We start from the raw sequence: 22,823 nt of genomic DNA on the forward strand, positions 1-22,823 counted from the left end.
GCGGGCAGCGCACCGGTCCCCTCCGCGGGCACCCGGCGGGCCGCGTCGGCGGCCTGCCCGGCGACCTGTTCCAGCGGCCCCGCCAGACGGGCCAGCACGGCGGTCGCCTCGAACGGGTCCAGGCTGAGCAGGCGGACGGCGGCGGTGGCCGGGCCGCTGACGTTCTCATACGCCGCGGCACAGGCGGCATCCAGCGGCACCAGCCCCGCCGAGCGGGCCGCCAGCCCCAGCACGATGGGCTGGTGCGCGCCGCGCGGCCGGGCCGCGGCCAGCGCGTCCAGCTCCGCCGAGGGCCAGGTGGCGCGGGCGGCGCGCATCATCTGCCGTCCGAGCCGGCGCGCCGCCAGCCGCAGCGCGGGCACCGGCGTCCGGGCATCGGCCGCCTCATCCAGCACCACCGGATCGCACCCGGCCGCCGCGGCCGCGGCCAGGGCCGCCGCGACCAGGCCCGCGGTGTGCAGCCGGCCCCGGCAGAACGCCTCCAGGCTCACCGCGTCCCGGATCCGCCCCGCCTTCACGGCCGCCTCAGCACCACCGGAATGCGCATGCCCGCCCGCCGGAAACCGGCCGTCCGCCAGAACGAGCAGCGCCGCCCGGCTCATCGCCGTACCTCCTTCTTCGGCCTCTCGCACGTGTACCGGACCGCTCAGAAGAGGAAGTAACGCTGGGCCATCGGCAGTTCGGACACATAGGCCCGGTCGACGATCTGGTCGTCGACGAACGACGTCACGTCCGTCACCTTCGCTCCGCCGATGACGACCTCGTAGGTGTCGGGGTCGATACGGACATCGGGAGTGGCGTCGTTCTCCCTCATGTCGGCCTTGGTCACCGTGCGCGTGTCCTTGATGGCCCGGAACCCCTTGGTCAGCCTGCGCCCCTTGGCCAGCCCCTTCCTGAGGGCCCGCTCGGTGACGAAGTTGTACGAGATGGCGCCGGGAGCCAGCCCCGTGGCTCCCCACATGGGGCGCGGCAGCACCGGCTGCGGGGTCGGGATGGAGGCGTTGGCGTCACCCACCTGCGCGTAGGCGATCTGGCCGCCCTTGATGACAAGGTGCGGGCTGACCCCGAAGAACTTCGGCTCCCACAGCACCAGGTCGGCCAGCTTGCCGCACTCCACCGAGCCCACGACGGCATCGATGCCCTGGGCGAGGGCGGGGTTGATGGTGTACTTGGCGACGTAGCGGCGGGCGCGCCGGTTGTCGGCCGGCGGCTCGGGCTCCGGCGTACCGCCCTGCTCCGTGTTCTCGGGACCGGTCTGCGGCCTGTCCTTGGGCTGGTCCTCCGGCAGGAAGCCGCGGCGCACCTTCATCACATGCGCGGTCTGCCAGGTACGCATGATCATCTCGCCGATGCGGCCCATGGCCTGGGCGTCCGACGACATGATCGAGATGGCGCCGAGGTCGTGCAGAACGTCCTCGGCCGCCATCGTCGAGGGCCGGATCCGGGAGTCGGCGAACGCCAGGTCCTCCTCGACCTTGGGGTTCAGGTGATGGCAGACCATGACCATGTCGAAGTGCTCCTTGACCGTGTTGACGGTCAGCGGCCGGGTGGGGTTGGTGGAGGCCGGCAGCACGTTCGGCTCGGAGACCATGGCGATCATGTCGGGCGCGTGGCCGCCGCCGGCGCCCTCGACGTGGAAGACGTGCAGGGGCCGCCCGGCGACGGCGTCGAGGGTGTCCTGGACGAAACCGGCCTCGTTCAGCGAGTCGGCGTGCAGCGCGAGCTGGACACCGGTCTCCTCGCAGACCCGCAGACACGCGTCGATGACGGCCGGGGTGGCGCCCCAGTCCTCGTGGACCTTGAGCCCGATGACGCCGGCGTCCACCTGATCCAGCATGGACTCCTTCGACATGGTGGCGCCCTTGCCGAGCAGCCCGATGTTGACCGGGAAGCCGTCCAGCGCCTCGAAGGCGCGGTCGAGGTGCCAGGAACCGGGCGTCACGGTGGTGGCCTTGCTGCCTTCCGCCGGCCCCGTTCCGCCGCCGATCAGCGTGGTGACGCCCGCGGCCAGCGCCTCACGCACCTGCTCTGGGCAGACGAAGTGCACGTGCGTGTCGATTCCGCCGGCGGTCAGGATGCGGCCGTTGCCCGCGATCACCTCGGTCTCCGGGCCGACGACGAAGTCGGTGGGCGCCGGGCCGATGCCGTGGTGACGGGTGCCGCTCTCCGCGTGCAGAGGATCCATCGTCTCGGGGTTGTACGCCTTGCCCAGCGCGACGATCTCGCCGTCCCGGATGGCGACGTCGGCCTTGACGACGCCCCAGTGGTCCAGCACCACCGCGCCGGTGATGACGGTGTCGGGCGGCAGCACACGACCGCCGGCGGCCCGGCCGGTCTTGTGCCGGCCCGGGTTCCGCGGCGCGACGGACTGCCCCATCGACTCGCGGATCACTTTGCCGCCGCCGAAGACCATCTCGTGACCGCTGCGCCCGGGACCGCCCGACCAGTCGTCTTCGATCCTGATGCACAGTGCCGTGTCGGCGAGGCGGATACGGTCGCGGGTCGTGGGGCCGAACCGGTCCGCATAGTCGGCACGCGGCAGGGGATCGAAGGGGCCCGGCTCCGGCGGGCAGCAGGAGCAGTCGGGGCACGCGTCCATGGATGTCACATCTGCTCCTCGGCGAACGAGCCCTTGATGTCGTCGAGCGAACCCTTGGTCTTCCGGGGCAGTGCCCTGACCTTGCCGCGCAGGCCGTGGACCACGCGCTCACCCTCGATCGGCACGAGCTCGACCTCTTGGGTGATGCCGGGTTCGAACCGTACGGAGCTGCCGGCGGGGACGTTCAGCCGCTTGCCCCACGCCTTCTCACGAGAGAACCGCAGACCGTCGTTGGCCTCCGCGAAGTGGTAGTGGGAGCCGACCTGGACGGGACGGTCGGTCGGGTTCCCGACCGTCAGCGTCGTGATCTCGTTCTCCCTCCGGTTGCGTTCGTTGAAGACCACCACCGCGTCTTCCGCGCGCGGGGAGAAGTCGACTTTTCCCGGCCAGACGTCCGGCTCGTCGTCCCGGCCCACCGCCGGAAAGGGATCGTGGACGGTCACCAGCTTCGTCCCGTCCGGGAACGTGGCTTCCACCTGCACGTTCTCGATCATCTCCGGGACGCCATCCATCACCTCCTCCCGGGACAGCAGCTTCCGGCCGGAGGACATCAGGTCGGCGACGGTCCTGCCGTCCCGGGCGCCTTCGAGAACGTGCACGATCAGCAGGGCCATCGTCTCGGGATAGTTGAGCCGCACGCCCCGGGCCCTGCGCTTCTCGGCGACGTCCGCCGCCACGTGCAGCATCAGGCGTTCTTGTTCGTGTGGAGTCAGGTGCACAGCCGCATCCCTGCCTTCGCTCCTGTCCAGAACGTCCGCCCTGGACCGCGTGTTGGGCTCTGGCCACGCGTCACCGGCACCCCGGACAGCGTCCTGCGACGTCATCCCGTGCCGGCGCTCCAGCGCAACGGCCACCGACGGCCGTTCCCCAACCCGACATGGGCTCATCATGAGGACGCCGGTGGCCGGCGAGCGGCGGATCACGTGTCCGGCACCCGGATGAGTGAAGACCGGGCGGACCGGCAGAAGAGCGCGGCATTTGGTGCTCGCGGGCGGTCGGCCGACCCGTCGACCGCCCGGGGCGCCCGCGCTGCCGGGCGCCCCGGTGCCGTCGGAGCGGTGGCCTCGGAGCGGTGGCCTCAGAGCGGTGGCGGGGCGTCCGGGCCCGGGCCGGTGGCCGGACCGCGGCCGGAGAGGACCTCGCCGTACGCCTGCATCAGGTCCGGCAGGCGCAAGGTGGCCAGGTCGTCGCGGGTCGGGGTGCCGGACCAGGTGGACAGCCGCAGGTCACGGTAGGCGCAGCTCTTCTCGTACAGGGTGCGCAGGAAGCGGCCGTTGCCCAGTTCGTCGATCCAGCCCTGTTCGACGACGTGCCCGCTGATGCTCCGCAGCTCCTCCAGGGACTCCTCGTCCCAGTGGTCGCCGTTCTCGGCGGCCAGCACCTCGCCGATGGCGGTCAGCTCCGCCGGCCGGTAGCTCGGGAAGTCGACGCGCGAGGTGAAGCGCGAGGACAGGCCGGGGTTGGCGGCCAGCAGGCGGTCCATGCCCTCCGGGTAGCCGGCGAGGATGACGACCAGCCGGTCCCGGTTGTCCTCGGCCCGCTTGAGCAGCACCTGCAACGCCTCGTCGCCGTACGCGTCGCCCTTGCTGTACGCCGAGTTCGACAGGCTGTACGCCTCGTCCACGAACAGCACCCCGCCCAGCGCCGAGTCGATCAGCTCGTTCGCCTTCACGGCGGTCTGCCCCAGGAACTCGCCCACCAGGTCGGCCCGTTGCGCCTCGACGAGGTGGTCGCCGCCCAGCAGGCCGAGCGCATAGAACACCCGGCCGAGTATCCGGGCCACGGTGGTCTTGCCGGTGCCCGAGGGCCCCGAGAAGACGAAGTGTCGTTTCGGCGGCTGCACCGGCAGCCCCTGGCCCGCCCGCAGCCGGGCCATCCGCAACTGCGCCGACAGCGCCCTGACCTGACGCTTCACCGGCTCCAGCCCGACCATCCGCTCCAGCTCGGCCAGCGCCTTCTCCAGCAGCACCGGGTCGGACGGGCCGGTGGGCAGCTGGTCGGCGCCGCGTGGCGCGCCGAGCGCGGCCTTCTCCCGTACGGCCGGGCCGGCGTCCCCCGGCGAGCCGCCCGCCAGGTCGCCGTCCGGGCCCTCCGGCTCGGTCGCGGCCAGCAGCTCCCGCCCGTCCACCGGGTCGAGCGGGGACAGCGGATCGAGGTCGCCGCCCGCCTCCTGGCCGAGGCCGGAGGCGGAGACGGCCGCCAGGTCGGCCCCCTCCTCCAGGCCGTCCCCCTCGGCGATGGCCGCCAGCCGCGCCGAGGTGTCCATGAACGCCGGATCGACCCGGTGCACCGCGCGGTACAGCGGCAGCGCCGCCGCGCTGCGGCCGGTGCCCTCGTGGGCCCGGGCGAGCCAGTACCGCAGCTCCTTGCGCTGCGGCTGTTCGCTGCGGCAGCGCATCAGGGCGGCCGACAGCAGCGGCTCGGCCTGCCCGTACATCTCCTGGCGCACCCGTGCCATGCCGCCGAACAGCCCGGCCTCGATGCCGAGCAGCGGATCGTCGAGCAGAGGTTCGGTGTGCCGGACGAGCTGGTCCCAGTCCTTGACGAGATAGGCGCGGCAGGCGTGCAGGAAGCGCACCTGCGGGTCGGTGTCCACCGGCGGGCAGCCGGCCAGCGCCTGGTCCAGCTCGGCCACATGGCGGCCGTCGAGCCAGTGCGAGGCGTGGGCCAGCAGCAGGTCGCGGCCGGTCTCCAGCACCGGCTGCACCCACCAGCCCAGCCAGTACCAGGAATTGAGCGTGCGTCGATGCCGGGCCCGCTGTTCCCCGAAACGGTCGCGGTGCCGGTGCATGCGCAGCAGCGCGGTCGAGGTGTCCGCACGCAGCGCGTGCAGGCCGAGCCAGCCGTCGGCCATCGTCGGGTCCATCCGCACCGCGGCCCGGAACTCCTCCTCGGCCTGCGGGTACGCGCCTACCGTGTAGGCGTCCACCGCGCGAAGCCAGGCGAGTTCGGCCGGGGCGTGCGTGCCCTGGGTGCCGAAATCCATCACGTCCCCCACAAAACGTCCCCCGTGGTGTGCCGCCGGGCGAGTGCCAGGCCGCAGCGTGTTCGAACCGCCGTACTGCGGACGGGCGTTGCCCGCCGTCCGGGCTCTTCGATTGCGTCCTTCGGTGGCACAGACTCGCATCGTACCTGCGGTATCGGTGCAGGCCGAAGAGGGCGGTACGGGGGAAGACGGGGCTCCGCGGCGCGAAGGGAGCGGTGACATAGGGTGAGGGGCGGGCGGTACGCGACGCACCCCGGGCGTCCGGGCACAGAACGAAGCCCCCGATCACGGGGGAACAACCGGGGGCTTCGCGTCTGCGGGCGGTCCGTCAGAACCGCACATTGAGAACGTAAGTCCTGTACGCCCCCCAGGTCAAGCCGAGTTGAGGCAGTCGGCGGTACGCGCACGGCGACGATCTGCGTACCGCCGGTGGTCCGTCACGTACGGTGACGGTTCAGGGGGTACCGTCCGCCCCGCCCGGCCCCGGCAGCACCGCGTATCCCTCGGCGCGCCCGCGCACCAGCAGGGCGGCGTGCGGACGGGTGGGGTCCGCGGCGAAATGGGCGCGCTCCGCAGAGATCCAGTCATCCCAGAACCCGTCGAGCGCCGGACCGTCCCGCAGCCTTCCGCGTTCCCAGGACTGAGCTGCCGTCAGGTCCATCCACAGCAGACACGCCAGATACGGGCGCAGGGCGCGGCGGCCCGCGCCCACGCCCTCCACGACGACGGCGTGCGCCGGTGCCAGCTCGCGGCGCGCGGTGAACTCCCTGCGCTCCCAGTCGTACACCCGGTACCGCGCGGTCTCCCCGCGGGACAGCGGATCCAGCACCTCGTCCCGGAACCGGTCCGTCCAGGCGAACAGTTCGCGATGGGTGGCGATGTCGTCCACGTGGACGACCGGGGCGTCGCCGAGCGCCGCGGCCAGGCACCGCGCGAAGGTGCTCTTCCCGGACCCGGCGTGCCCGTCCACCGCGATCAGCCGCACCGGGCCGCAGGACGGGGCCAGCGCGCGCAGCCGGCCGGCGAGGCCGGTCAGGGCGGTCGCCCCGGGTGACGGCCGCGCCCCGGGCGGGAACGGCCGGGTCGGCTCTTGACGCACGCTGCTGCCTGTCTCCTGTGACGGGTGGGACGCGGCAAGATTACCGGTACGGGGTGTCCGGACCGCGGGCCGTCGAAGACCCGCCCCCGCGGGGGCCCGGACCCGCCCCGGCTGCCGCAAACAGCTGATCCCTGCCGCGACGCGCGACGAACGGCTGGCCGTCGGGCGGAGGCGGGGGAATAGTGGGGCTCCACCGCTCTCCTGGCTCAACCCTTCGCATCCGACTGGGGGACCCCACCATGAGCAGACCCACACCCCGGCGTACCGTTCTGGCCGCCGCCCTCGCCGTCGCGGCGGGCGCGGCGACCCCTCTGGCGCACGGCGCCTCCCCTTCCGCACCGTCCGCCGCACCGAAGGCGAAGCGTCTCGTGGACTACCGGGCCTGGCACACCGCAGCTGACTGGAACCAGGGCGTCGCGAACGGCACCCGTGTCGTGAGCGCGGGCCGCCCCGGGGTGGCGATCGACCGCCCGGCGGGCTCGGCCGACTACCGCGATCCGCACACCGGCACCACCGCCACGTGGGAGTACGCGGTCTGGACCTCCCCGGCCCGCCCCCTGAAGGTCCCCGCCACGGAAGCCGTCGTGTCCTGGAACGCCGACACACCGGCCGGCACCTGGATCACCGTCGAACTGCGCGGCACGTACAGCGACGGCGGGCGCACCCCGTGGTACGTGATGGGCCGCTGGGCCGCCGGGGACGGCGACATCCGCCGTACCTCCGTCGACGGCCAGAAGGACGGCAGGAGCAGCATCTCCACCGACACCTTCGCGATCGACGACCCCGCGAGCGGGCTGCGGCTGGCCTCCTACGAACTGCGGGCCACGCTCCACCGCAGGCCCGGCACCACTCTGACCCCCACCGTGTGGCGCCTGGGCCTGATGGGGTCCGACGTCCCCGACCGCTTCGACGTGCCGGCCTCGAAGCCGGGCGTGGCGACCGGCCGCGAGCTGGCCGTGCCGCGGTACTCGCAGGAGATCCACAAGGGGCAGTACCCGGAGTACGACAACGGGGGCGAGGCGTGGTGCAGCCCCACCTCGTCACAGATGATCATCGAGTACTGGGGCCGCAGGCCCACCGCCGCCGACCTGGCCTGGGTCAACCCGTCCTACGCCGACCCCCAGGTCTGCCACGCCGCCCGCTTCACCTACGACTACCAGTACCAGGGCTGCGGCAACTGGCCCTTCAACACCGCCTACGCGGCCACGTACCGGGACATGGAGGCCGCCGTCACCCGGCTCGGCAGCCTCTCCGACGCCGAGACCCTGGTCCGCGCCGGCATCCCGGTCATCACCTCGCAGTCCTTCCTGGCCCCCGAACTGACCGGCGCGGGCTACGGCACCGCCGGCCACCTGATGACCGTCATCGGCTTCACCAAGTCCGGCGACGTGATCGCCAACGACCCCAACTCGCCGGCCAACGCCGCCGTCCGCCGCGTCTACCAGCGCCGCCAGTTCGAGAACATCTGGCTCCGCACCAAACGCAAGAACGCCGAGGGCAAGGTCGTCAGCGGCACCGGCGGCATCTGCTACGTGTACTTCCCCACCGAGGTCACGGCGGTCCAGCGGCACGCGCTGGCCGCGGTCGGCATCTGCTGAACCCGTCGTTCCTCTCCGTCCCCTCCGGCGGCCGGGGCCGTCCGCCGTCTACCGGTTGCGCGCAACCTGTGGCGCAATGGGACCGACGGGGCCGATGGGGTTCCGGCAGTCGGAAGTTGGGGGAGGGACGCATGTCCGTAGCGGTGTGTTCATTGCTCTGGGACGCGGAGAAGCACGGGGCCGGCACGCAGAAGATCTCGTACGACAGCGACGGGTACCACCTGGTGCGCTTTCCGTACGCGGCGGACGCCGAGTCGTACGACCCGTGGAAGTTAATGACTTTATTACCTCGTCACTGACCTGCGGCAATCCGGCCCGTGGGGAATAGATGTTCCCATGGCGTCGCACTGGGTTTCCCGTTTCCGGAAACAGTCGCAGGCTAAATCGAACGGCACATGACCGCAGCCCATGCGTGCCGGGCGGCGGTCTTTTTGTGCGCCAGGCACGGCATCCCGAGGAGACCCGTGGACCGCATTGCGCAAGCCATCCGTATCTGTCTGCACCTGTACCGCCTGGTGTGGCGGCAGGCCAGAAAAGCTGCCCCGCCCCTGGTCGTCCTGTTCGGCGCGGCGTCCGTCGCCGCTCAGATCATCGGCGCGCAGACGGGGAACATCGTCCTGGTCTTCGCCCCTGTGGCCTACGCGGCAGTCCTGTGCGTCGGCTGCGCGGTACTGGAGCTGCCTTTGCGGTAGCGCGTCAGCCGGCGCCGCGCTCGCGCTTCCGCCGGGCGGCGTCGACCCGCCTCCGGAGGTCGGCGTTGACCCATGCGGTGACCGTTGTACCCGCTGCTGCCGCCTCTTCCAGCGCGGCCTTCCAGAGTTCGTCGGGCACGCGAATATTCCGCAGCGGCGTCTTCCCCGTGGCGGGCCGTCCCATGGCGTGGCCTCCCGGTTGATGTAGGTACAGAAAACCTAGCAGGGGTGCGGCCTCGCGTCTCCGCCGGTTCGTGGCGGGCAGCCTTTTGTGTACCTACATAAATCATGGCGGCGGCCATTGACGCCCTACGATCCCAGCAGGATTATGTAGGTACAGGAACCCTTAGTGACCAGGGAGGTCGCTATGTCGAAGGAAACGCATCAGTGGCTCAGTGAGAACACTCTGATCGGCTTCACCGACAAGCGCGGCACGGCGTGGCACTACCGGCAGGGCGACCAGAACCACTTCCCGGGCGCCGTCCCGGTGACCGAGGTCGAGAAGCGGCTGTTCGACTGGACGGCCGAAGAGAAGGAAATCTTCATCAAGTCCAGCGGCGGCAGCGGGACGATGCTGGTCCCCGGCCGCAAGGCGGTCGTCCGCAGCGACAACGGCCACGTGATGGGCGTCTTCAAGAACGGCTACCAGCCGCACCAGTACGGCGAGTGGCTGGTCAAGTCCGTGGCGAGCATCCTGGATGACTCCCTGTCCATCGGGTCGGCCGGACTGCTGCGGGGCGGCGCGGTCGCGTGGGTCTCGGTAGAGGTCCCCGACACGATCGAGACCCCGGAAGGCGTCAGGTTCCGCCCGAACCTTCTGGCGTGCGCCTCCTTCGACGGCAGCGTGGCGACGACCTTCAAGCGGGTCGTGACCAACGTCGTCTGCGACAACACCATGGCGGTCGCGCTGGGGGAGCGGCACGAGCAGGTGTTCAAGGTCAAGTCGACCAGCCGGAGTCTTGGCCGCCTGGGCGATGCCCGCCAAGCGCTCGGCATCGTGTACTCCACCGCGGACGACTTCGCGGCCAGCGTCAGGGAGCTGTGCGCGGTCAAGGTCGATGACGCCACCTGGACGCGGATCGTAAACGACCTTGCGCCGCTGCCCAAGGAGAAGGACGCCAAGAACACCCGCGCCCGCACCATGGCGGAGAACAAGCGGGCGGCGCTGCGCACGCTGTGGACGACGGACGAGCGTGTCGCCCCGTGGCGCGGTACGGCCTTCGGCGCCTGGCAGGCGATGAACACCTACCAGCACCACGGCAGCATCGTGCGCGGCATGGAGCGGCCGGAGCGCAACATGCTCCGTGCGGTCACCGGTGAGACCGAGACCGCCGACGCGGACACCGTCCGCCGTGTGCTCGCTCTGGCCGCCTGACCGCCCGGTCCCTCCCGGGAGGCACTGCTTCCCGGGCGGGGTGCCGCTTCCCGGGCCGACGCCCCGCACCTGTCCTCGGTGCGGGGTGTCACCTTGAGTGGCTACCGGCGCTTCGCCGGCCACCTGCCGGATGACGGCCCCGGTGCTACGGAAGACTCCGCACCGGCGCCTTTTATGTACCTACAGAAATCATGGCTGTAGCCATTGACGCTCCATGATCCAGGCGAGATTATGTAGGTACAGAAACAGTGGCTGAACAGGGGGAGCGGCATGAAAATCACCGTCGCTGAGTACCTGGTCACCCGGGGACTGCCCGCCACCTGGCGCTATGCCTCCCCGTTCGGCCGCATCGCTGCCGAGACCTACCGCAGCATCTACCGCCGCGAGCCCCGCAAGGCGTTCCGGCTGATCAACGGCCGCTTCCGGCGCGTGATGGCCTACCGAGCGAGCGAGCTGCACGTCCTCGCCGAAGCGTGGGAGAGCTACCCGCGCACCGCCAACCCGTCCGCCGTCCCGTCGCCGCGCCGCACCGTCGAACGCATCGACCGCGTGCTGGCCGACTACGTCAGCGGCGACGCGATGCGGTGGCAACCCAGCTCTGAGCCGCTGACGCGGCACCCGTAGGGGGAGTCATGAACGAGCAAGACATCAAGGCAGGCCAGCGCATCCGCATCCGCCGCTGGAAGCCCGACGCCAAAGCGCCCGTCACCATCACGGGCCTGGTCGTCGAAGCTGCCTGGCCCCACTGCGTCCAGCTCAATGACGACGACGGCGGACGCGGCTACTACGCCTACAGCCACCACAACCTCGGCACCGGTTGGCGCCAGGAGATCGAGGCAGCATCATGATCCTCTCCATCGTCGTCTGGGTCTGGGGCCACTGGTTCCTGTACATGTTCGCCGCCGCGCTGGTCATGGTGGCCGTGGCGGTGACCGTGAGGACCCGCTGATCGATCTTCCCGCCCCGGTCCGGTCTCCACGGACGTACGCAGCGATGCAGACCGGAGCACCCATTCCGATCCCACCCGCAAGCCCCAAGGAGGGGCGTCATGGGCAACGACTACGGCATCGCGCCGCTGGCCAGCTACCAGAACCCGGCTTACTGCGACTTGGACCGATCCGCAGCAGAGGCGTTGCGGCTGCCGCTGCTGGCACTGCTGCTCGGGCGTCCGGCCTCCGAGCGCGCAGAGTGGCTCGCCACACTCGTGGCCGGGTTCAGCGACGGACTTGAGTACCGGGAGGGTGTCAACCGCGAGTCGGACACGTACTGGGTGGGGCACCGCATGGCGCTGCTGATCGTGGAAGAGGGGCACGCCTGATGACGGGCGCAGCGCCTCGCTGGAAGTCCGGCCGTCCGAATATATCGCCGGTCACAGACTTCCAGGGCCTCAAGGAAGGCGACCAGGTCGAGGTTGGGCCCGAAGAGCAGGCACCTGAGGACGGCGACGATGCCTGAGCCCTACGCCTGGACGTGGACGGAAGACGGCATCCGCCGCCAGGCCAAGATCCACGTGACCCGTGACGACCGCACCGTGGTCTGGTCGCCGCGCTTCCTGGGAGATCCCCGCCCGTGGTTCGACGCGGACTATGCGGAAGGCGACCCCGCCGCGTACTTCGAGGACGCCGACCTCCTCACGCTAGGCATCCCGGTGGCCGCCTGGTCCGGCTTCGACGGCTGAACTCCCGCCCGGGACGCATCCCCCCGCCACCCGGGCGGGCCCCGCGGCGCCCCTTGCCTGTTCCCTCCCCTCCGGGCGGGGGCGCCGCCTCTTTCCCGATCACTGCCCCGGAAGGGGGCGTCATGGCACAGCGTCAGCTGTTCTGTCCGTACTGCGACCACACGTCCAGCCTGGGCAGCGCCCTGAACGAGCACGTGCAGTCCGAGCACCCGCCTCCGCTCCCTGCCGGCGCGTACGAGTGGAGCGTGGCCGTCTCGCTCGGCAGCTCCGTGGAGTGCGGCTACTACGACAACGGGGAGTGCTGATGACCAGCACACCGCCGGACGGATACGCCGTCCCGAAGACCGTCACGGGCCTGGTGACTTACGCAACGGCGTACGGCTGGAAGACGCTCGTGCAGTGGGCGGCCGACAGTGGGGGCAACCCGTTCGTCAACGTGGAGATCGGGCGGCTGCTGACTGCCGATGAGGCGAAGAGGCAGCGCGGCGACCGCTTCGATTTCAGGCTGACGTACCACTCGCGCAGCTGTACGCCTGGCATGCTCAAGAGGTTCGGCACCGGTCTCGCGCAGACCCCGGACAAGCCTCAGTGGCACGACGCTCCGGCGCTCTGGAAGATCCGCGAAGTGATCTACCTCAACCCCGCGCCTGACGCGGCCACCACCTTCAAGGGGCCGATCACCAAAGAGGAGTTCAACACCATCCCGAACGCCCGCGCGCTGCGCTTCTCGCACGACCGGATGGGGCGTCGGTACACAGAGTGGATCGAGAACATGCCCCGGTGGGGCTGGTCGCTCATGAGCGATTACGGCCAGCCGGAACACCCCTGCCACGTCTCCCGCGCCGACTCGCGCGCCATGGCCGCCGACCACCTCACCGCATTCCTCGCCCCGAGCCGCGCGTACGGCGGCGACCACCTCACCGTGGACGAATGGGAGATTGGGCCATGGCCTGTCCGGAGTACCTGACCCTGCATCTGAGCGGCCCGGCCCGCCGGTCGGCCCCTGAACCACAGCCTCAGAAGGAGGTGCATGTCATGACCAGCAACGAGCAGTGGCACCAGGACCGCATCCAGTTGTGGCAGAACCTCTGCGACGCACTGAACGCGCTGGAGGGCGCGGGCGAGCGGCCCGGCCTGAACCTGATTGAGGAGAACGGCGCCATCGTGCGGCGCTACGTCGACGGCGAGACCGCCCGCGTGAACCACTCCGCCTCGGAACCCGGCGTCTGGACGCTCGAAGTCGCCATGGATGTCTTCCCCGCCTGACCCGCACGGCCCCGGTCCGGTCGTAACGGACGTAGCCGCGAAGGCAGGCCGGGGCACCAAGACTCCCCGGGGGAGGGGACGCCCCCGCTCACGAGAAGGACCCCGGGCACTGGGAGTCCCTGCCCGGACAGCCCCGTCGCGCCGCACGCACGCGGCCGGCGGCGGGACCGCCCGCCTGGAACGCAGCGCGCCGCAGTGGTGGCCGGCGCAGCGCAGCCCAGCCGCCCGTTCAAGCCGGGCCGGGGCCTTCATCCAAGGAGGAGTAGTGCTGCTCTATCCGTACAGCCTTCCGCCCCCTGACAGGCTGACCACCCGTCAGCTCAGCGGCATGGACTGCGGCCGGTGGCAACTGCGGCCTGCTGCGCCCCGTCGGACGCCTGCTGGGTGCACAGGTCCTCGCGCACAAGGAATGCGCCGACGAACACCGGATCAGCGACTGATCACGCACTACCCCGCCGGTCCGGCGGGCCCGCCCCCGTAGCTCAGTCAGGAAGAGCCGGGCGCCGCCGATCCCAGTCCCCTGCGGCGGCGCCCGAGACCCCGGTTCGAGTCCGGGCGGGGGCACTTTCACGCACCGGTAACGCCCCGCCCCTTGGGGGAACGGGGCCCTTCGGCGTGCCTTCGGCGCCGCCCGCAGTACCCGCAGGCCCGGCCCCGGAGGGGGCGCCATGTCCGTCATCCACTTCCACTTCCGCATCACCGCCCGGCATCCGATCGCAGCCGTGCTGCGCCATCCCGTCCGTACGCGCCGCCTCGCCCGGCTGGAGATACTGCGCCTGCGTCTGCCGCTGGACGACCCCGACCGCCACGCGCTGGACAGCGACGCCGACGCGGCGTTCGCCGCCCTCGCCGTGTGTTTCGAGATACCGCCCGGCGGTGCGGAATGACGCAGCGCCGCGTGCAGCTCGCCAAGGCCGTACGCACCCGCAAGCGGGGCAGCGGCGGCGCGGGCGGGCAGCAGGACCGGGCCCGCGCTGCGAAGGCGTCCGGCCGGGCGCAGCAGGTCTCCCGTGCGGCAGGACGCTTCCTTGCGAGGACCGCACCGTGAACTTCGAGGTGAGCCCCGAGACGCTGCGCGCCGCCCGCGTCCTGTCGCAGAGCGATGTCGACCACCGCGCCCTGGTGCGCGCAGCCCTGGACGCCGCGCCGCTGGACGTGGCCGACGCCCGCAGCCATCACGCCGAGTACGGCTCGGCCGAGCACTAGGTGCGCCGCCCGACCGGGGCCGGCGCCACCACCGCAATCACCGAGGGGCGACATGACCGAGACCATTCAGTACACCGCCGACACTGTGGCCGTCACACCGGACGGCCGCGTTCTGCTCATCGAACGCGACTGGCCGCCGTACGAAGGTGAGTGGGCCCTTCCGGGGGGCCATGTCGATTCCGGGGAGGCGAGCCGGGCGGCAGCAGCGCGGGAGCTGGAGGAGGAGACCGGCGTCCGCGTGGACGCCGAGGACCTGCTCCCGGTCGGCACGTGGGCCGAGCCGGGCCGTGACCCGCGCGGCCGGTACGCCACGGACGTGTATCTCGCCCGAGTGCCCGCGGAGACGCCCGTCAAGGCCGGGAGCGACGCCCGTAACGCCCGGTGGTGGCCGCTGGCCGCCCTGCCGCCGCTGGCGTTCGACCACGCCGACATCATCGCAGCCGTGGCCTCCGGGAACCGGGGATGACCGAGGAGAACAGGCCCGCCGCAGTGACGGTCGGCGAGGACGTGGTGGCGCTGTACGAAGAAGTGCGCGCCGCCGCCGAGGCGAAGAGCCGCTGGGCGAAGCACGAGAAGGCGCTGAAGGCGCAGCTGCTGGACGCGCTCGGCTACGACCCCGAGGACACGCGCCCCGCGTCGTCGCTGGCGCTCGGGCCGGACGGGACGCCTGCCTTCGAGGTGGCCGTCACCTACCGGCGCGGCCTGGACGGCGAATACCTGAAGACGCGCTATCCCGCGGTGTACGCGGAGTGCGAGCGGGACACCCCGGTCAAGTCCGTAAGGCCGGCGTCGTCCGATCAGCACAACTAGAACCACAGCGCGCCCACCTGTACGCCCCGCTCCGGACATCGGCCGCGGGGCGCCCGCACGTTGAGAGGCACATGTGAATCCGGCACAGAAGGCAGCGCTGTTCGAGAGGCTGGCCGGTCTCGGGCCGGTCGAATGGCTGGACGGCTTCAGCGGCATCGGAGGATCAACTTTCGGAATCCATCTCATCCCAGGCCAGCGGACCGCCATGGCCATCAACCACTGGCCGGCCGCGGTAGCCGTCCACCAGGAAAACCACCCGGACACAAAGCATGACTGCGCAGACATTTCGCAGGTCGACCCGCGACGTTATGCACGTACGGACTGTGCGTGGTTCTCTCCCTCATGCACGAAGCACAGTATCGCCCAGGGTGCGCGGATGATGTCCGACACGGATGCGGCTGAACGCAGCAGGGCAACCATGTGGGATGTGCAACGCTTCGCGGAAGTGCACCAGTACCGCTTCATTATCGTGGAGAACGTAGTGGAGGTCAGGAAATGGTGGGCCTTCCGTGGCTGGCGGATTGCGCTGGAGGACACCGGCTACTGTCTTCATGAGGTTTTCCTGAACGCGGCGCACGCTAATATCCTGGGGCTCGCCGCCAACCAGTGGCGTGACCGGTGGTTCTGTCTGATGCACCCGAAGGGCACACCGTGCCCGGACACACAGCGGTGGCTCGCGCCGATGGCGCAGTGTTCCAACTGCGGCCATGTGCGCGGCCGTCAGGTGTGGAAGAAGGGCAAGGGCGCAGGCAAGTACCGCACGCAGTACATGTATGCGTGCCCGGCCTGTAACGAGGTCGTCCGGCCGTACGTCCGGCCGGCCCGTGAGCTGATCGACTGGGACCGCCCGGCGCAGTTGATCGGTGACCGGAAGGGCACGCTCGCCGACAAGACCATGTGGCGCATCGAATACGGACTGCGTACGTACGGCGCCTCTCTGGTCCCCGTGGAAGGCAGGGACGGCAAGCGGCCGACCGCCGCCGCAGGTCCCATGCGTACGGTGACAACGCGGAACGAGACCGGGATTGCCATCCCTCCGTTCATCGCGGAGCTGCGCGGCGGAAGCTCGAAGAGCCGCCGTGTCACCGAGCCGCTGTCCACGGTCTGCGCCAGCGGAAACCATCACGGACTGCTGATTCCGTATTACTCGCGTTCGAAGGCGCGGACCACGGAGCAGCCCTTCATGACCGTGACCACCGTCGACCGTGCAGGGCTGTTGCCCGACCCGTGCCGCGGGGCGTCTCTTACCGAGATTCTGTCCATGCACCGCAGGAAATCACGCGCCTGGCGCCACTTCGTGAATGCCTGCGGATTCCGGATGCTGGAACCCTACGAGTACGCCCGGTTCCAGGCGTTCCCCGACTCGTACCTGTGGGGCGAAGACACGTACAGCAAGCGCGACCGCGTGAAAATGATCGGCAATGCAGTGCCGCCGCCAATGGCGCGGGACCTGGTCGGCTGCGCCCTGGAATCAATGGCGGAGTGACCGACGGGGTGCCGGGGGAAAACGCCGGGCGGGCGCATTGGGGGCAGCCAGGCCGACCTGAAGACGGCTGATGTGCTCTGTGCCCCGATCCGGTTTCCTTGACCCCCGAGACAAGTGGGCTGGAACCGATGACGACGAATAACATCGAATTTCCTGAGCTAGGTGACGAGGAAGAGTGGGATGTTCCTCTTGACCTGCCCGCCATGGTCGGCCTGCTGGATATGGAGGTCCGTCCCATGGCCGCGCGGCCCGCACGGGAGCTGGCAGAAAGGGAGCACTACCTGCACCGCAAACCCGCGGTCTCCTTCGCGTTCGGGCTGTACTGCGAGGCAGCACCCGTGGGTCTGGTCACTCTGGGCTGCCCGGCAAGCGGCCATCTCCAGCGCGGCGCCTGTCCCGCGGAGCCGTCCCGGGTCATCGAGCTGAACCGGCTGTGGGTCGCCGACGCCATGCCGAAGAACACAGCGAGCTGGTTCGTATCCCGGGCGCTGCGCCAGGTGCCTCCGCACGTCATCGTGTCCTACGCAGACACCACACAGGGGCACATGGGCTACGTGTACCGCGCCATGTCGTTCCGCTACGCGGGCTGGACGGATATGGAGCGCCGCACCCCGCGGCTGGATTACGTGCCGCTGAGGGGCGGGCACAGCCGGGAGGCGATGCGCTCCGGATACCGAGGCACGGTCCGGCGCAAACCCAAGGTCAAGTACTGGACGACGACGGGGGATCGGCGCCAGCGGCGCCGGCTTGCCGCCCAGTGCACTTGGCCGTCGCTGGACTGGAAGCGGCTGCCGCCGCCGACCGAGCACCGGTATCACCGAATCACCAGGGAGGATCTGCATGGCCGCGGCCAGGCGCTGTAAGGACTGCCCGCCGGGCGCACGCCGCCCCGCTCCGCACCCCGGCCCGCGCTGTGCGACGCACCACCGGGCGGAGAACCGGCGGCGCAGGGAGGCGGCGCACGAGAGGTCTGCGCAGCGGACGTACGGGCTGGGGCCGGGTGAGTACGCCCGGCTCTACGCAGTGCAGGGCGGGCGCTGCGCAATCTGCCGCCGCGCCACGGGGGCGACGCGGCGCCTGAGCATTGACCACAACCACAGGGACGGGGCGGTGCGCGGCCTTCTGTGCCGCCCTTGCAACTCGATGCTCGGCCACGCGCGGGACAGCGTTCTCTTCTTCTCCCGCGCGATGGCGTACCTGGGCGATCCGCCTGCACGGCAACTCAAGGAAGGAGGCGACGGGTGATCTACACGAAGACCCAGAAGAGCGGACTGACGTGGCACGACCTGTGCGAACTGATCAAGACGGTGACGGGCTCGGGCGGCGGCGCGGCGCAGGACGCCTTGATCAAAGCAAGGGTCAGCTTCCGCGGCCGGCTCACGAGTATCAGCATCGACACCGGCGCGGACGACGATGGCTGAGGCACGGAAGTACCGCTGCCCGGACTGCCACAAGAACATCACGGCCACGACGGCCGACCGCTTCCGCAGGCACGACGGCGCCGACGGCAGCAAGTGCGGCATGTCAGCCGAATCCATCCCGGCGCACCTGCTCCAACGCGGGCCCGAGACGGACAACGACGACCGGCCCGTCAAGGGCCGCGACTACGCCGACTGCCCGGAGTGCGACCGCTCGCCGGCCATCGGCCGGGACGGCCGCCTCGCGGAGCACCGCAAGGACCCGCCGAAGCCGGAGATGTGCCCGGCGGGCGGCACGCCGTACAGGGCGCCCAGCGAGGACAGGAAGAACGAGCAGCCCACCGAGGCAGCGGAGCTGATCAGCAAGTGGGGAAAGGCCGCAAGGAAGATCGAGGAACGGAAGCTGCCGCCGCCCTCTCCGGAGTCGATGCCTACGCCGCCGGACTCGCCGAAGCCGCAGAGCGTCCGATCCGGCCTCTCGATAACTGCGACGAGCCCAACTGGTGCGGGCTGTGCGGGTGGTGCTGGTGCCGGGGAATCTACCCCGCTGCCGGAGATCCATGCGCTGGCGGCGGCGTTCCCGAAGAAGGCGGCGGCGCCGCGCCGGTGCAACATCACCACGAAGCACCTCTCGCACCAGTGGTTGCTGAACCGGCAGGCGTTGAGCTGCCCGGGGTATGCGCCGCCGGCTGCGCCCGGGGAACCTGCTCCGGGCCCGGCTTCTGCGGAGGCTGTTGCCGCTGTCTCGGAGGATGCTCCGTCCAGCACGGGCATCCACGAGTCGCAGACGAGCCCTGCTGCCTCAATCCACAGGGCGGCGTCTACGGAGAGTGCGACTGCCCGGAAGCTGACCGTAGGCGAACCGCCCCCGGCGGTGCCGGAGACGCTGGCCCGGTACGAGGCGATGCCGATCGCTGCCCCTTCGCCGATACCGGATGCGGGACCTTCGACGGCTGCAGGCCCGACGACCCCAGCCACTGCGCCGCCTTCGAGGACTGAATTCGCCCGGCCCGGCAGCCCGTTCAGCCAGCCGGACGCCGCGCCGCGCGTCGTCACCGAAGTCCAGCCGATGACGCTCAGAGGCGAGCAGATAGCGGCGCGGCTGAAGGAAATGTTCTATGCGTATTCCACCCGGCTGGACCGCAGCGTTCAGGAAACCATGGGCCCGAGCGACATCGGCACCCCATGTGACCGACGTATCGCAATGTCCCTTCTGCGCGTGGCTCCCGTCAGTCCCGGCCGAGACAACTGGGCCTCCTTCAAGGGAACCTGCATTCACGCCGGTCTCGCTGACATGTTCCAGTGGGCAGATGCCGGACAGGGGCGCTTTGCGGTAGAAGTACCACTGCAATTCCCTTCGGAGCGCGTACCGAAGGGGACAGCGGACCTGCTGGACCGCGTCCTGTTCATGGTCGGTGATCACAAAGTCCAGGGGCGCCGGAGCCAGGACCGGCTGCGTACCAAGGGCATGACGCCCCTCTACCGCGCGCAGCTCCATGTGTACGGCTTTGGCGCCCGTTTGAGGGGCGAGCAGGTCGATTACGTAGCGCTCATCTCCTGGCCCATGGAGGCGTCCACGCTGGACGATCTGTACGTAGTGGTGGAGCGCTACGACCCGCAGATCGCCCGCGACGCGCTGGCGCGGGTGGACGGGATAGCGGCCAAGATCAGCGACTGTGACCATTTCGGCGCGAACGGTGCACTGAAAGTCGCCGCCACATTTCCCGTTGCCGACGACTGCCGCTATTGCCAGTTCCACGCACCCGGTGATCCGGATATGACGCGCGGCTGCCCGGGTCGGTGACCAAGAGAATGGAAGAGAGATGAACGACGCAATCCAGTGGCTGGAAGCCGCCCCGGACAGTCCCGGGCGGCTGGAGCTGTGCGAGTTCGTAGACAGCCAGGAAGCCTGCTTCACGCCGGAGCTGCACATCGTGCACACGGCCGGCTGCTACGGCAGTCGCAGGACCTACGTACGCCCCATGTTTGAGCTGATTCCCGATGACGCTCACCCTGCCCCCGCGTACTACAGCCCGCCGCAGGACGGCAACGCATGAAGACCACCGTCTGTGACCACGAGCGCATCACCGTGACGGTCAGCGGCATCTGGCGGCATCTGCGCTGCCCCGACTGCCCGGCCTTCGCTCATGCGCCGTATCGGACGCCCGCGCTCCCGCCGCCGTTCGCCGTACAGGCGAAGGTCCGGCGCGGGACGAGGAAGCCGCGCACAGCCCGGCGCGGGGCGTCCCGGTGAGGCGCCTCGCGCACCGCCTCTTTCCGTTCCTGCACCGCTGGACGGAGGAGCCGCGCGTCCCGCTGGGCTGGACGTGCGCCGGCTGCCGTGCGCGCCGCAGGGAGATGCCCGGATGAACACAACGAGAGGAGACCCACCGCATGCTGAGTCTGAAGAAGAGGACCCCTGAGCTGCTGACGAACATCACGGTCCTGCGCGCCGGGGTCGCCTGGAGCACGTCCGGCGGCGGCAGGAAGGGGCTGCTGGGCAAGGTCAAGAAGTTCCGCGGCACGGACCTGGATCTCGCGTGCATCGCCCTGTCGGAGGGGCGCCCGGTCAGGATGGCGTGGTTCGACAACGAGGACCCCTTCGAGGACGGCTCGCTGGTCACCTCCGGCGACAACACCAGCGGCAAGGGCAGCGGCGATGACGAGATGGTCACCGCCCAGTTGGACGCCATACCCGCGAGCGTCGACGCGCTGGTCTTCGTTGTCAGCGCGTACAAGGAGGGCGTCTCCTTCAGCAACGTCGAAGGCATCACGCTGAACCTCTACGACGACGACAAGAAGATCGGCGCGTACTGGCCCGACATCGACGCCCGCGGCAACGCCTGCGTCATGGCCAGGGCGCGGCGCGAGGGCAGCGCCTGGTCGATCGAGATCATCAACGGGCTGGGCACCGCGCGCTCCAGGGACCAGCTCCTGCAACTCGCCCGGAGTGCCGTATGAAGAGCCGCGGCGGCGCCCTGCTGTCCTGGCTCGCCGTGATCGCCGCCCTGGCGCTGAACGGCTGCGGCGGCGAGAAGCGCACGTGCGCCGAGTGGGAGACGCACTACGTCACCAAGAGCGTGACGGACAAGAACGGCAAGAAGAAGACGCACAAGGTGCCCGTGCGCACCTGCGGGCGCTACGAGGAGAGCAAGGAGACGCATGCACCCTGACTCGCACCCGCTCGCAGGAAAGTCCGCGACCGCCGACCTCGGAGAGGGGCCGGCGGTCTTTGGCATTGAGGACTGGTGGGACCGCGTCGGCGGGGAGTCCTGGATGTTCTGCGAGGGCAATCCCGCCTGCCTGGCGTACGCGCTCCGGGGCGTGAGCTGCGATCTGCCGCTGGACGACGAAGTCCTCTACGGCAAGGACACGGGCGACTTCGGCCGGCTCATCCACGTCTCGGAGATCAGGGAAGAGGGGCCGTGACCATCGTCATCACCGACGGCCGGATGCGCGATGCCGAATGGTACCCGCGGGTGGGCGCCTGGCTCAGGGCCAACGGGATCGACGCCGAGAACGTCTCGTGCCGCCACCCCATCACGATCGAGGGCGACACGCTCGCGTACACGCGATGGCTCACCGACGACCAGGGGCAGCCGTACTTCCTTCCCGGCCAGAGCGACGCCGCGCACGCACCCGCCACCGCAACGATCACAGTCCCATGGAATGAGGCGTAAGTGACCACTCCGTTCGCACAGCCCGCCAAGGGCGGGGACTTCTTCTCGCCCCGCAACCACCCGGAATGGTTGGGCAAGCTGTTCCTGATCTATCCCGACGGCGTGGTGCAGAAGACCTTCCAGCCGGAGGAGGGGCCCGTCGACATCGTGGAAGCCGACGTGGTGATCATCGACCTCCCGGACCCGCAGACCGGCCAGCCTGTCGTGATGACGGGAGCGAGCATCGGCGGCAAGGGGCTCGTGCCGCAGCTCAAGAAGCAGGTCGGCGCGATGGTGCTCGGACGCCTCCAGAAGGCGGCGCCGCAGGGCCAGAAGGACGGCGCGTACTTCCTCGCGGACTACACCGACGCCGACGCTCAGATGGCCATGGCGTACGTCCAGGCGCACCCGCGGCAGCAGTTCACGCAGCCGCAGGTGCAGCAGGCGCCGCCCGCCGTTGCTCCGTACGGACAGCCGCCGCAGAACGTGACGCAGATGCCGGGGTATGGCGGGTCCCAGCCGAACGGCGCCGCCCCGGCTCCGCAGCACGTCTCTCAGGCCCTGCCGTACGACCCGTGGCAGGGCACCGCGACGGCCCCCGGTCCGGCACCCCAGGGGGCGCCCGCAGGCCCTCCTGCGGGGCAGTGGGGGACGCCGCCCGCCGGGCAGCAGCCCTTGCCGCCGACTGCCCCTTCGAACGGGGCTGCGACGGCGGCCCCTGCGGCAGCTGCCCCGCCCCTTGACCCCGGACTGGCCGACTTCCTGCGCAGCAAGGGCGTCAACCCCGACGGCATGTCGGACGCACAGGCCCGCATGATCGCGCAGACCTTCGCGCCCCAGTAGTAGCAGCAACGCACCATCACGCCAGACGCGCCCCGCTCCGGGCCGCGTCTTTTTATGCCCTGAGCGGGCCCGTGCAGCAGCGGGCCCGCTCTCGTCATGCGGGCAGGG

General features: G+C 70.2%; 33 protein-coding genes and 1 tRNA gene. 28 read left to right on the top strand and 6 right to left on the bottom strand.

Annotated elements, in window-relative coordinates:
* The 5 genes from ACH4FX_RS11925 to ACH4FX_RS11945 form a co-directional block, all read right to left on the bottom strand.
* Positions 1 to 602: urease accessory protein UreF (locus tag ACH4FX_RS11925; RefSeq protein ID WP_398477731.1), on the bottom strand; the 602-nt coding region annotated here is incomplete at its 3' end.
* A gap of 44 nt (positions 603 to 646) precedes the next feature.
* Entirely contained in the window at positions 647 to 2,599 is a 1,953-nt protein-coding gene (locus tag ACH4FX_RS11930; RefSeq protein ID WP_398478405.1) for an urease subunit alpha, read from the bottom strand.
* Between the two features lie 5 nt (positions 2,600 to 2,604).
* Positions 2,605 to 3,318: an urease subunit gamma gene (locus tag ACH4FX_RS11935; protein WP_398477733.1), complete on the bottom strand. Its 714-nt coding sequence runs from the start codon at positions 3,316 to 3,318 to the stop codon at positions 2,605 to 2,607.
* Between the two features lie 359 nt (positions 3,319 to 3,677).
* On the bottom strand, positions 3,678 to 5,585 hold the full coding sequence (locus tag ACH4FX_RS11940) for an AAA family ATPase (protein ID WP_398477734.1): 1,908 nt from the start codon (positions 5,583 to 5,585) through the stop codon (positions 3,678 to 3,680).
* 454 nt (positions 5,586 to 6,039) lie between these two features.
* A complete protein-coding gene (locus ACH4FX_RS11945; protein WP_398477735.1) occupies positions 6,040 to 6,684 on the bottom strand; it encodes a uridine kinase in 645 nt (214 codons plus the stop codon).
* Positions 6,685 to 6,923: 239 nt separating this feature from the next.
* Here ACH4FX_RS11945 and ACH4FX_RS11950 point away from each other — a divergent pair, with 239 nt between their 5' ends.
* Both ACH4FX_RS11950 and ACH4FX_RS11955 read left to right on the top strand, forming a co-directional pair.
* Positions 6,924 to 8,282 (top strand): peptidase C39 family protein, encoded by a 1,359-nt coding sequence (locus ACH4FX_RS11950; protein ID WP_398477737.1) that lies wholly within the window; start codon positions 6,924 to 6,926, stop codon positions 8,280 to 8,282.
* Between the two features lie 464 nt (positions 8,283 to 8,746).
* Entirely contained in the window at positions 8,747 to 8,974 is a 228-nt protein-coding gene (locus ACH4FX_RS11955; protein WP_398477739.1) for a hypothetical protein, read from the top strand.
* 4 nt (positions 8,975 to 8,978) lie between these two features.
* Here the strand turns inward: ACH4FX_RS11955 and ACH4FX_RS11960 are convergent, their stop codons facing one another.
* A complete protein-coding gene (locus ACH4FX_RS11960; protein ID WP_398477741.1) occupies positions 8,979 to 9,113 on the bottom strand; it encodes a hypothetical protein in 135 nt (44 codons plus the stop codon).
* Between the two features lie 228 nt (positions 9,114 to 9,341).
* Between ACH4FX_RS11960 and ACH4FX_RS11965 the strand changes: the two genes are divergently transcribed.
* From ACH4FX_RS11965 to ACH4FX_RS12090, 26 genes are all read left to right on the top strand, one after another.
* A complete protein-coding gene (locus ACH4FX_RS11965; RefSeq protein WP_398477743.1) occupies positions 9,342 to 10,349 on the top strand; it encodes a DUF932 domain-containing protein in 1,008 nt (335 codons plus the stop codon).
* Between the two features lie 270 nt (positions 10,350 to 10,619).
* A complete protein-coding gene (locus ACH4FX_RS11970; RefSeq protein ID WP_398477745.1) occupies positions 10,620 to 10,973 on the top strand; it encodes a hypothetical protein in 354 nt (117 codons plus the stop codon).
* An 8-nt stretch (positions 10,974 to 10,981) separates the two neighbouring features.
* Positions 10,982 to 11,197, top strand: a complete 216-nt coding sequence (locus ACH4FX_RS11975) for a hypothetical protein (RefSeq protein ID WP_398477746.1) — start codon at positions 10,982 to 10,984, stop codon at positions 11,195 to 11,197.
* Between the two features lie 200 nt (positions 11,198 to 11,397).
* Positions 11,398 to 11,667: a hypothetical protein gene (locus ACH4FX_RS11980; RefSeq protein ID WP_398477748.1), complete on the top strand. Its 270-nt coding sequence runs from the start codon at positions 11,398 to 11,400 to the stop codon at positions 11,665 to 11,667.
* Between the two features lie 129 nt (positions 11,668 to 11,796).
* On the top strand, positions 11,797 to 12,027 hold the full coding sequence (locus tag ACH4FX_RS11985) for a hypothetical protein (RefSeq protein WP_398477750.1): 231 nt from the start codon (positions 11,797 to 11,799) through the stop codon (positions 12,025 to 12,027).
* A 122-nt stretch (positions 12,028 to 12,149) separates the two neighbouring features.
* Entirely contained in the window at positions 12,150 to 12,332 is a 183-nt protein-coding gene (locus ACH4FX_RS11990) for a hypothetical protein (protein ID WP_398477752.1), read from the top strand.
* On the top strand, positions 12,326 to 12,994 hold the full coding sequence (locus ACH4FX_RS11995; protein WP_398477754.1) for a hypothetical protein: 669 nt from the start codon (positions 12,326 to 12,328) through the stop codon (positions 12,992 to 12,994). The genes ACH4FX_RS11990 and ACH4FX_RS11995 overlap by 7 nt, the downstream gene beginning before the upstream one ends.
* Before the next feature lie 68 nt (positions 12,995 to 13,062).
* Positions 13,063 to 13,293: a hypothetical protein gene (locus tag ACH4FX_RS12000; RefSeq protein WP_398477756.1), complete on the top strand. Its 231-nt coding sequence runs from the start codon at positions 13,063 to 13,065 to the stop codon at positions 13,291 to 13,293.
* 471 nt (positions 13,294 to 13,764) lie between these two features.
* Positions 13,765 to 13,857 (top strand) — tRNA-Arg (locus ACH4FX_RS12005).
* Positions 13,858 to 13,961: 104 nt separating this feature from the next.
* Positions 13,962 to 14,180: a hypothetical protein gene (locus ACH4FX_RS12010; RefSeq protein WP_398477757.1), complete on the top strand. Its 219-nt coding sequence runs from the start codon at positions 13,962 to 13,964 to the stop codon at positions 14,178 to 14,180.
* Complete coding sequence (locus ACH4FX_RS12015) at positions 14,177 to 14,341, top strand: hypothetical protein (RefSeq protein WP_398477759.1); 165 nt, start codon at positions 14,177 to 14,179, stop codon at positions 14,339 to 14,341. Before ACH4FX_RS12010 ends, ACH4FX_RS12015 begins: the two co-directional genes overlap by 4 nt.
* Positions 14,338 to 14,499, top strand: coding sequence for a hypothetical protein (locus ACH4FX_RS12020; RefSeq protein ID WP_398477761.1), 162 nt, complete (start codon positions 14,338 to 14,340; stop codon positions 14,497 to 14,499). Before ACH4FX_RS12015 ends, ACH4FX_RS12020 begins: the two co-directional genes overlap by 4 nt.
* 52 nt (positions 14,500 to 14,551) lie before the next feature.
* The gene (locus ACH4FX_RS12025) at positions 14,552 to 14,965 is read left to right on the top strand and encodes an NUDIX domain-containing protein (RefSeq protein ID WP_398477763.1); all 414 of its coding nucleotides are present in this window, start codon (positions 14,552 to 14,554) and stop codon (positions 14,963 to 14,965) included.
* Positions 14,962 to 15,309, top strand: coding sequence for a hypothetical protein (locus tag ACH4FX_RS12030; protein WP_398477765.1), 348 nt, complete (start codon positions 14,962 to 14,964; stop codon positions 15,307 to 15,309). Before ACH4FX_RS12025 ends, ACH4FX_RS12030 begins: the two co-directional genes overlap by 4 nt.
* A 73-nt stretch (positions 15,310 to 15,382) precedes the next feature.
* The gene (locus ACH4FX_RS12035) at positions 15,383 to 16,795 is read left to right on the top strand and encodes a DNA cytosine methyltransferase (RefSeq protein ID WP_398477767.1); all 1,413 of its coding nucleotides are present in this window, start codon (positions 15,383 to 15,385) and stop codon (positions 16,793 to 16,795) included.
* A gap of 128 nt (positions 16,796 to 16,923) precedes the next feature.
* A complete protein-coding gene (locus ACH4FX_RS12040) occupies positions 16,924 to 17,658 on the top strand; it encodes a hypothetical protein (RefSeq protein WP_398477769.1) in 735 nt (244 codons plus the stop codon).
* Positions 17,636 to 18,040, top strand: coding sequence for an endonuclease VII domain-containing protein (locus tag ACH4FX_RS12045; protein WP_398477771.1), 405 nt, complete (start codon positions 17,636 to 17,638; stop codon positions 18,038 to 18,040). Before ACH4FX_RS12040 ends, ACH4FX_RS12045 begins: the two co-directional genes overlap by 23 nt.
* Positions 18,037 to 18,216 (top strand): hypothetical protein, encoded by a 180-nt coding sequence (locus ACH4FX_RS12050; protein ID WP_398477773.1) that lies wholly within the window; start codon positions 18,037 to 18,039, stop codon positions 18,214 to 18,216. Before ACH4FX_RS12045 ends, ACH4FX_RS12050 begins: the two co-directional genes overlap by 4 nt.
* Positions 18,209 to 20,017 (top strand): hypothetical protein, encoded by a 1,809-nt coding sequence (locus tag ACH4FX_RS12055; RefSeq protein WP_398477775.1) that lies wholly within the window; start codon positions 18,209 to 18,211, stop codon positions 20,015 to 20,017. The genes ACH4FX_RS12050 and ACH4FX_RS12055 overlap by 8 nt, the downstream gene beginning before the upstream one ends.
* Positions 20,018 to 20,036: 19 nt before the next feature.
* Positions 20,037 to 20,270: a hypothetical protein gene (locus tag ACH4FX_RS12060; RefSeq protein ID WP_398477776.1), complete on the top strand. Its 234-nt coding sequence runs from the start codon at positions 20,037 to 20,039 to the stop codon at positions 20,268 to 20,270.
* The gene (locus ACH4FX_RS12065; protein WP_398477778.1) at positions 20,267 to 20,467 is read left to right on the top strand and encodes a hypothetical protein; all 201 of its coding nucleotides are present in this window, start codon (positions 20,267 to 20,269) and stop codon (positions 20,465 to 20,467) included. Before ACH4FX_RS12060 ends, ACH4FX_RS12065 begins: the two co-directional genes overlap by 4 nt.
* Positions 20,468 to 20,607: 140 nt before the next feature.
* Entirely contained in the window at positions 20,608 to 21,174 is a 567-nt protein-coding gene (locus ACH4FX_RS12070; protein WP_398477780.1) for a TerD family protein, read from the top strand.
* On the top strand, positions 21,171 to 21,386 hold the full coding sequence (locus ACH4FX_RS12075) for a hypothetical protein (protein WP_398477782.1): 216 nt from the start codon (positions 21,171 to 21,173) through the stop codon (positions 21,384 to 21,386). The genes ACH4FX_RS12070 and ACH4FX_RS12075 overlap by 4 nt, the downstream gene beginning before the upstream one ends.
* On the top strand, positions 21,376 to 21,642 hold the full coding sequence (locus ACH4FX_RS12080) for a hypothetical protein (RefSeq protein ID WP_398477784.1): 267 nt from the start codon (positions 21,376 to 21,378) through the stop codon (positions 21,640 to 21,642). The genes ACH4FX_RS12075 and ACH4FX_RS12080 overlap by 11 nt, the downstream gene beginning before the upstream one ends.
* On the top strand, positions 21,639 to 21,893 hold the full coding sequence (locus tag ACH4FX_RS12085; protein ID WP_398477786.1) for a hypothetical protein: 255 nt from the start codon (positions 21,639 to 21,641) through the stop codon (positions 21,891 to 21,893). Before ACH4FX_RS12080 ends, ACH4FX_RS12085 begins: the two co-directional genes overlap by 4 nt.
* Complete coding sequence (locus tag ACH4FX_RS12090) at positions 21,894 to 22,715, top strand: hypothetical protein (protein WP_398477788.1); 822 nt, start codon at positions 21,894 to 21,896, stop codon at positions 22,713 to 22,715.
* The last annotated feature ends 108 nt before the right edge of the window (positions 22,716 to 22,823 follow it).

Source organism: Streptomyces sp. NPDC018019 (genome assembly GCF_044327805.1).
Taxonomy (GTDB): domain Bacteria; phylum Actinomycetota; class Actinomycetes; order Streptomycetales; family Streptomycetaceae; genus Streptomyces.

Bases quoted from the DNA above. Each gene is read 5' to 3' on its own strand.
- ACH4FX_RS11930 (WP_398478405.1), bottom strand. From the start codon at position 2,599: ATGGACGCGTGCCCCGACTGCTCCTGCTGCCCGCCGGAGCCGGGCCCC.
- ACH4FX_RS11940 (WP_398477734.1), bottom strand. From the start codon at position 5,585: ATGGATTTCGGCACCCAGGGCACGCACGCCCCGGCCGAACTCGCCTGG.
- ACH4FX_RS11950 (WP_398477737.1), top strand. From the start codon at position 6,924: ATGAGCAGACCCACACCCCGGCGTACCGTTCTGGCCGCCGCCCTCGCC.
- ACH4FX_RS11965 (WP_398477743.1), top strand. From the start codon at position 9,342: ATGTCGAAGGAAACGCATCAGTGGCTCAGTGAGAACACTCTGATCGGC.
- ACH4FX_RS11970 (WP_398477745.1), top strand. From the start codon at position 10,620: ATGAAAATCACCGTCGCTGAGTACCTGGTCACCCGGGGACTGCCCGCC.
- ACH4FX_RS11975 (WP_398477746.1), top strand. From the start codon at position 10,982: ATGAACGAGCAAGACATCAAGGCAGGCCAGCGCATCCGCATCCGCCGC.
- ACH4FX_RS11980 (WP_398477748.1), top strand. From the start codon at position 11,398: ATGGGCAACGACTACGGCATCGCGCCGCTGGCCAGCTACCAGAACCCG.
- ACH4FX_RS11985 (WP_398477750.1), top strand. From the start codon at position 11,797: ATGCCTGAGCCCTACGCCTGGACGTGGACGGAAGACGGCATCCGCCGC.
- ACH4FX_RS11990 (WP_398477752.1), top strand. From the start codon at position 12,150: ATGGCACAGCGTCAGCTGTTCTGTCCGTACTGCGACCACACGTCCAGC.
- ACH4FX_RS12000 (WP_398477756.1), top strand. From the start codon at position 13,063: ATGACCAGCAACGAGCAGTGGCACCAGGACCGCATCCAGTTGTGGCAG.
- ACH4FX_RS12010 (WP_398477757.1), top strand. From the start codon at position 13,962: ATGTCCGTCATCCACTTCCACTTCCGCATCACCGCCCGGCATCCGATC.
- ACH4FX_RS12015 (WP_398477759.1), top strand. From the start codon at position 14,177: ATGACGCAGCGCCGCGTGCAGCTCGCCAAGGCCGTACGCACCCGCAAG.
- ACH4FX_RS12025 (WP_398477763.1), top strand. From the start codon at position 14,552: ATGACCGAGACCATTCAGTACACCGCCGACACTGTGGCCGTCACACCG.
- ACH4FX_RS12030 (WP_398477765.1), top strand. From the start codon at position 14,962: ATGACCGAGGAGAACAGGCCCGCCGCAGTGACGGTCGGCGAGGACGTG.
- ACH4FX_RS12040 (WP_398477769.1), top strand. From the start codon at position 16,924: ATGACGACGAATAACATCGAATTTCCTGAGCTAGGTGACGAGGAAGAG.
- ACH4FX_RS12045 (WP_398477771.1), top strand. From the start codon at position 17,636: ATGGCCGCGGCCAGGCGCTGTAAGGACTGCCCGCCGGGCGCACGCCGC.
- ACH4FX_RS12055 (WP_398477775.1), top strand. From the start codon at position 18,209: ATGGCTGAGGCACGGAAGTACCGCTGCCCGGACTGCCACAAGAACATC.
- ACH4FX_RS12060 (WP_398477776.1), top strand. From the start codon at position 20,037: ATGAACGACGCAATCCAGTGGCTGGAAGCCGCCCCGGACAGTCCCGGG.
- ACH4FX_RS12065 (WP_398477778.1), top strand. From the start codon at position 20,267: ATGAAGACCACCGTCTGTGACCACGAGCGCATCACCGTGACGGTCAGC.
- ACH4FX_RS12070 (WP_398477780.1), top strand. From the start codon at position 20,608: ATGCTGAGTCTGAAGAAGAGGACCCCTGAGCTGCTGACGAACATCACG.
- ACH4FX_RS12075 (WP_398477782.1), top strand. From the start codon at position 21,171: ATGAAGAGCCGCGGCGGCGCCCTGCTGTCCTGGCTCGCCGTGATCGCC.
- ACH4FX_RS12080 (WP_398477784.1), top strand. From the start codon at position 21,376: ATGCACCCTGACTCGCACCCGCTCGCAGGAAAGTCCGCGACCGCCGAC.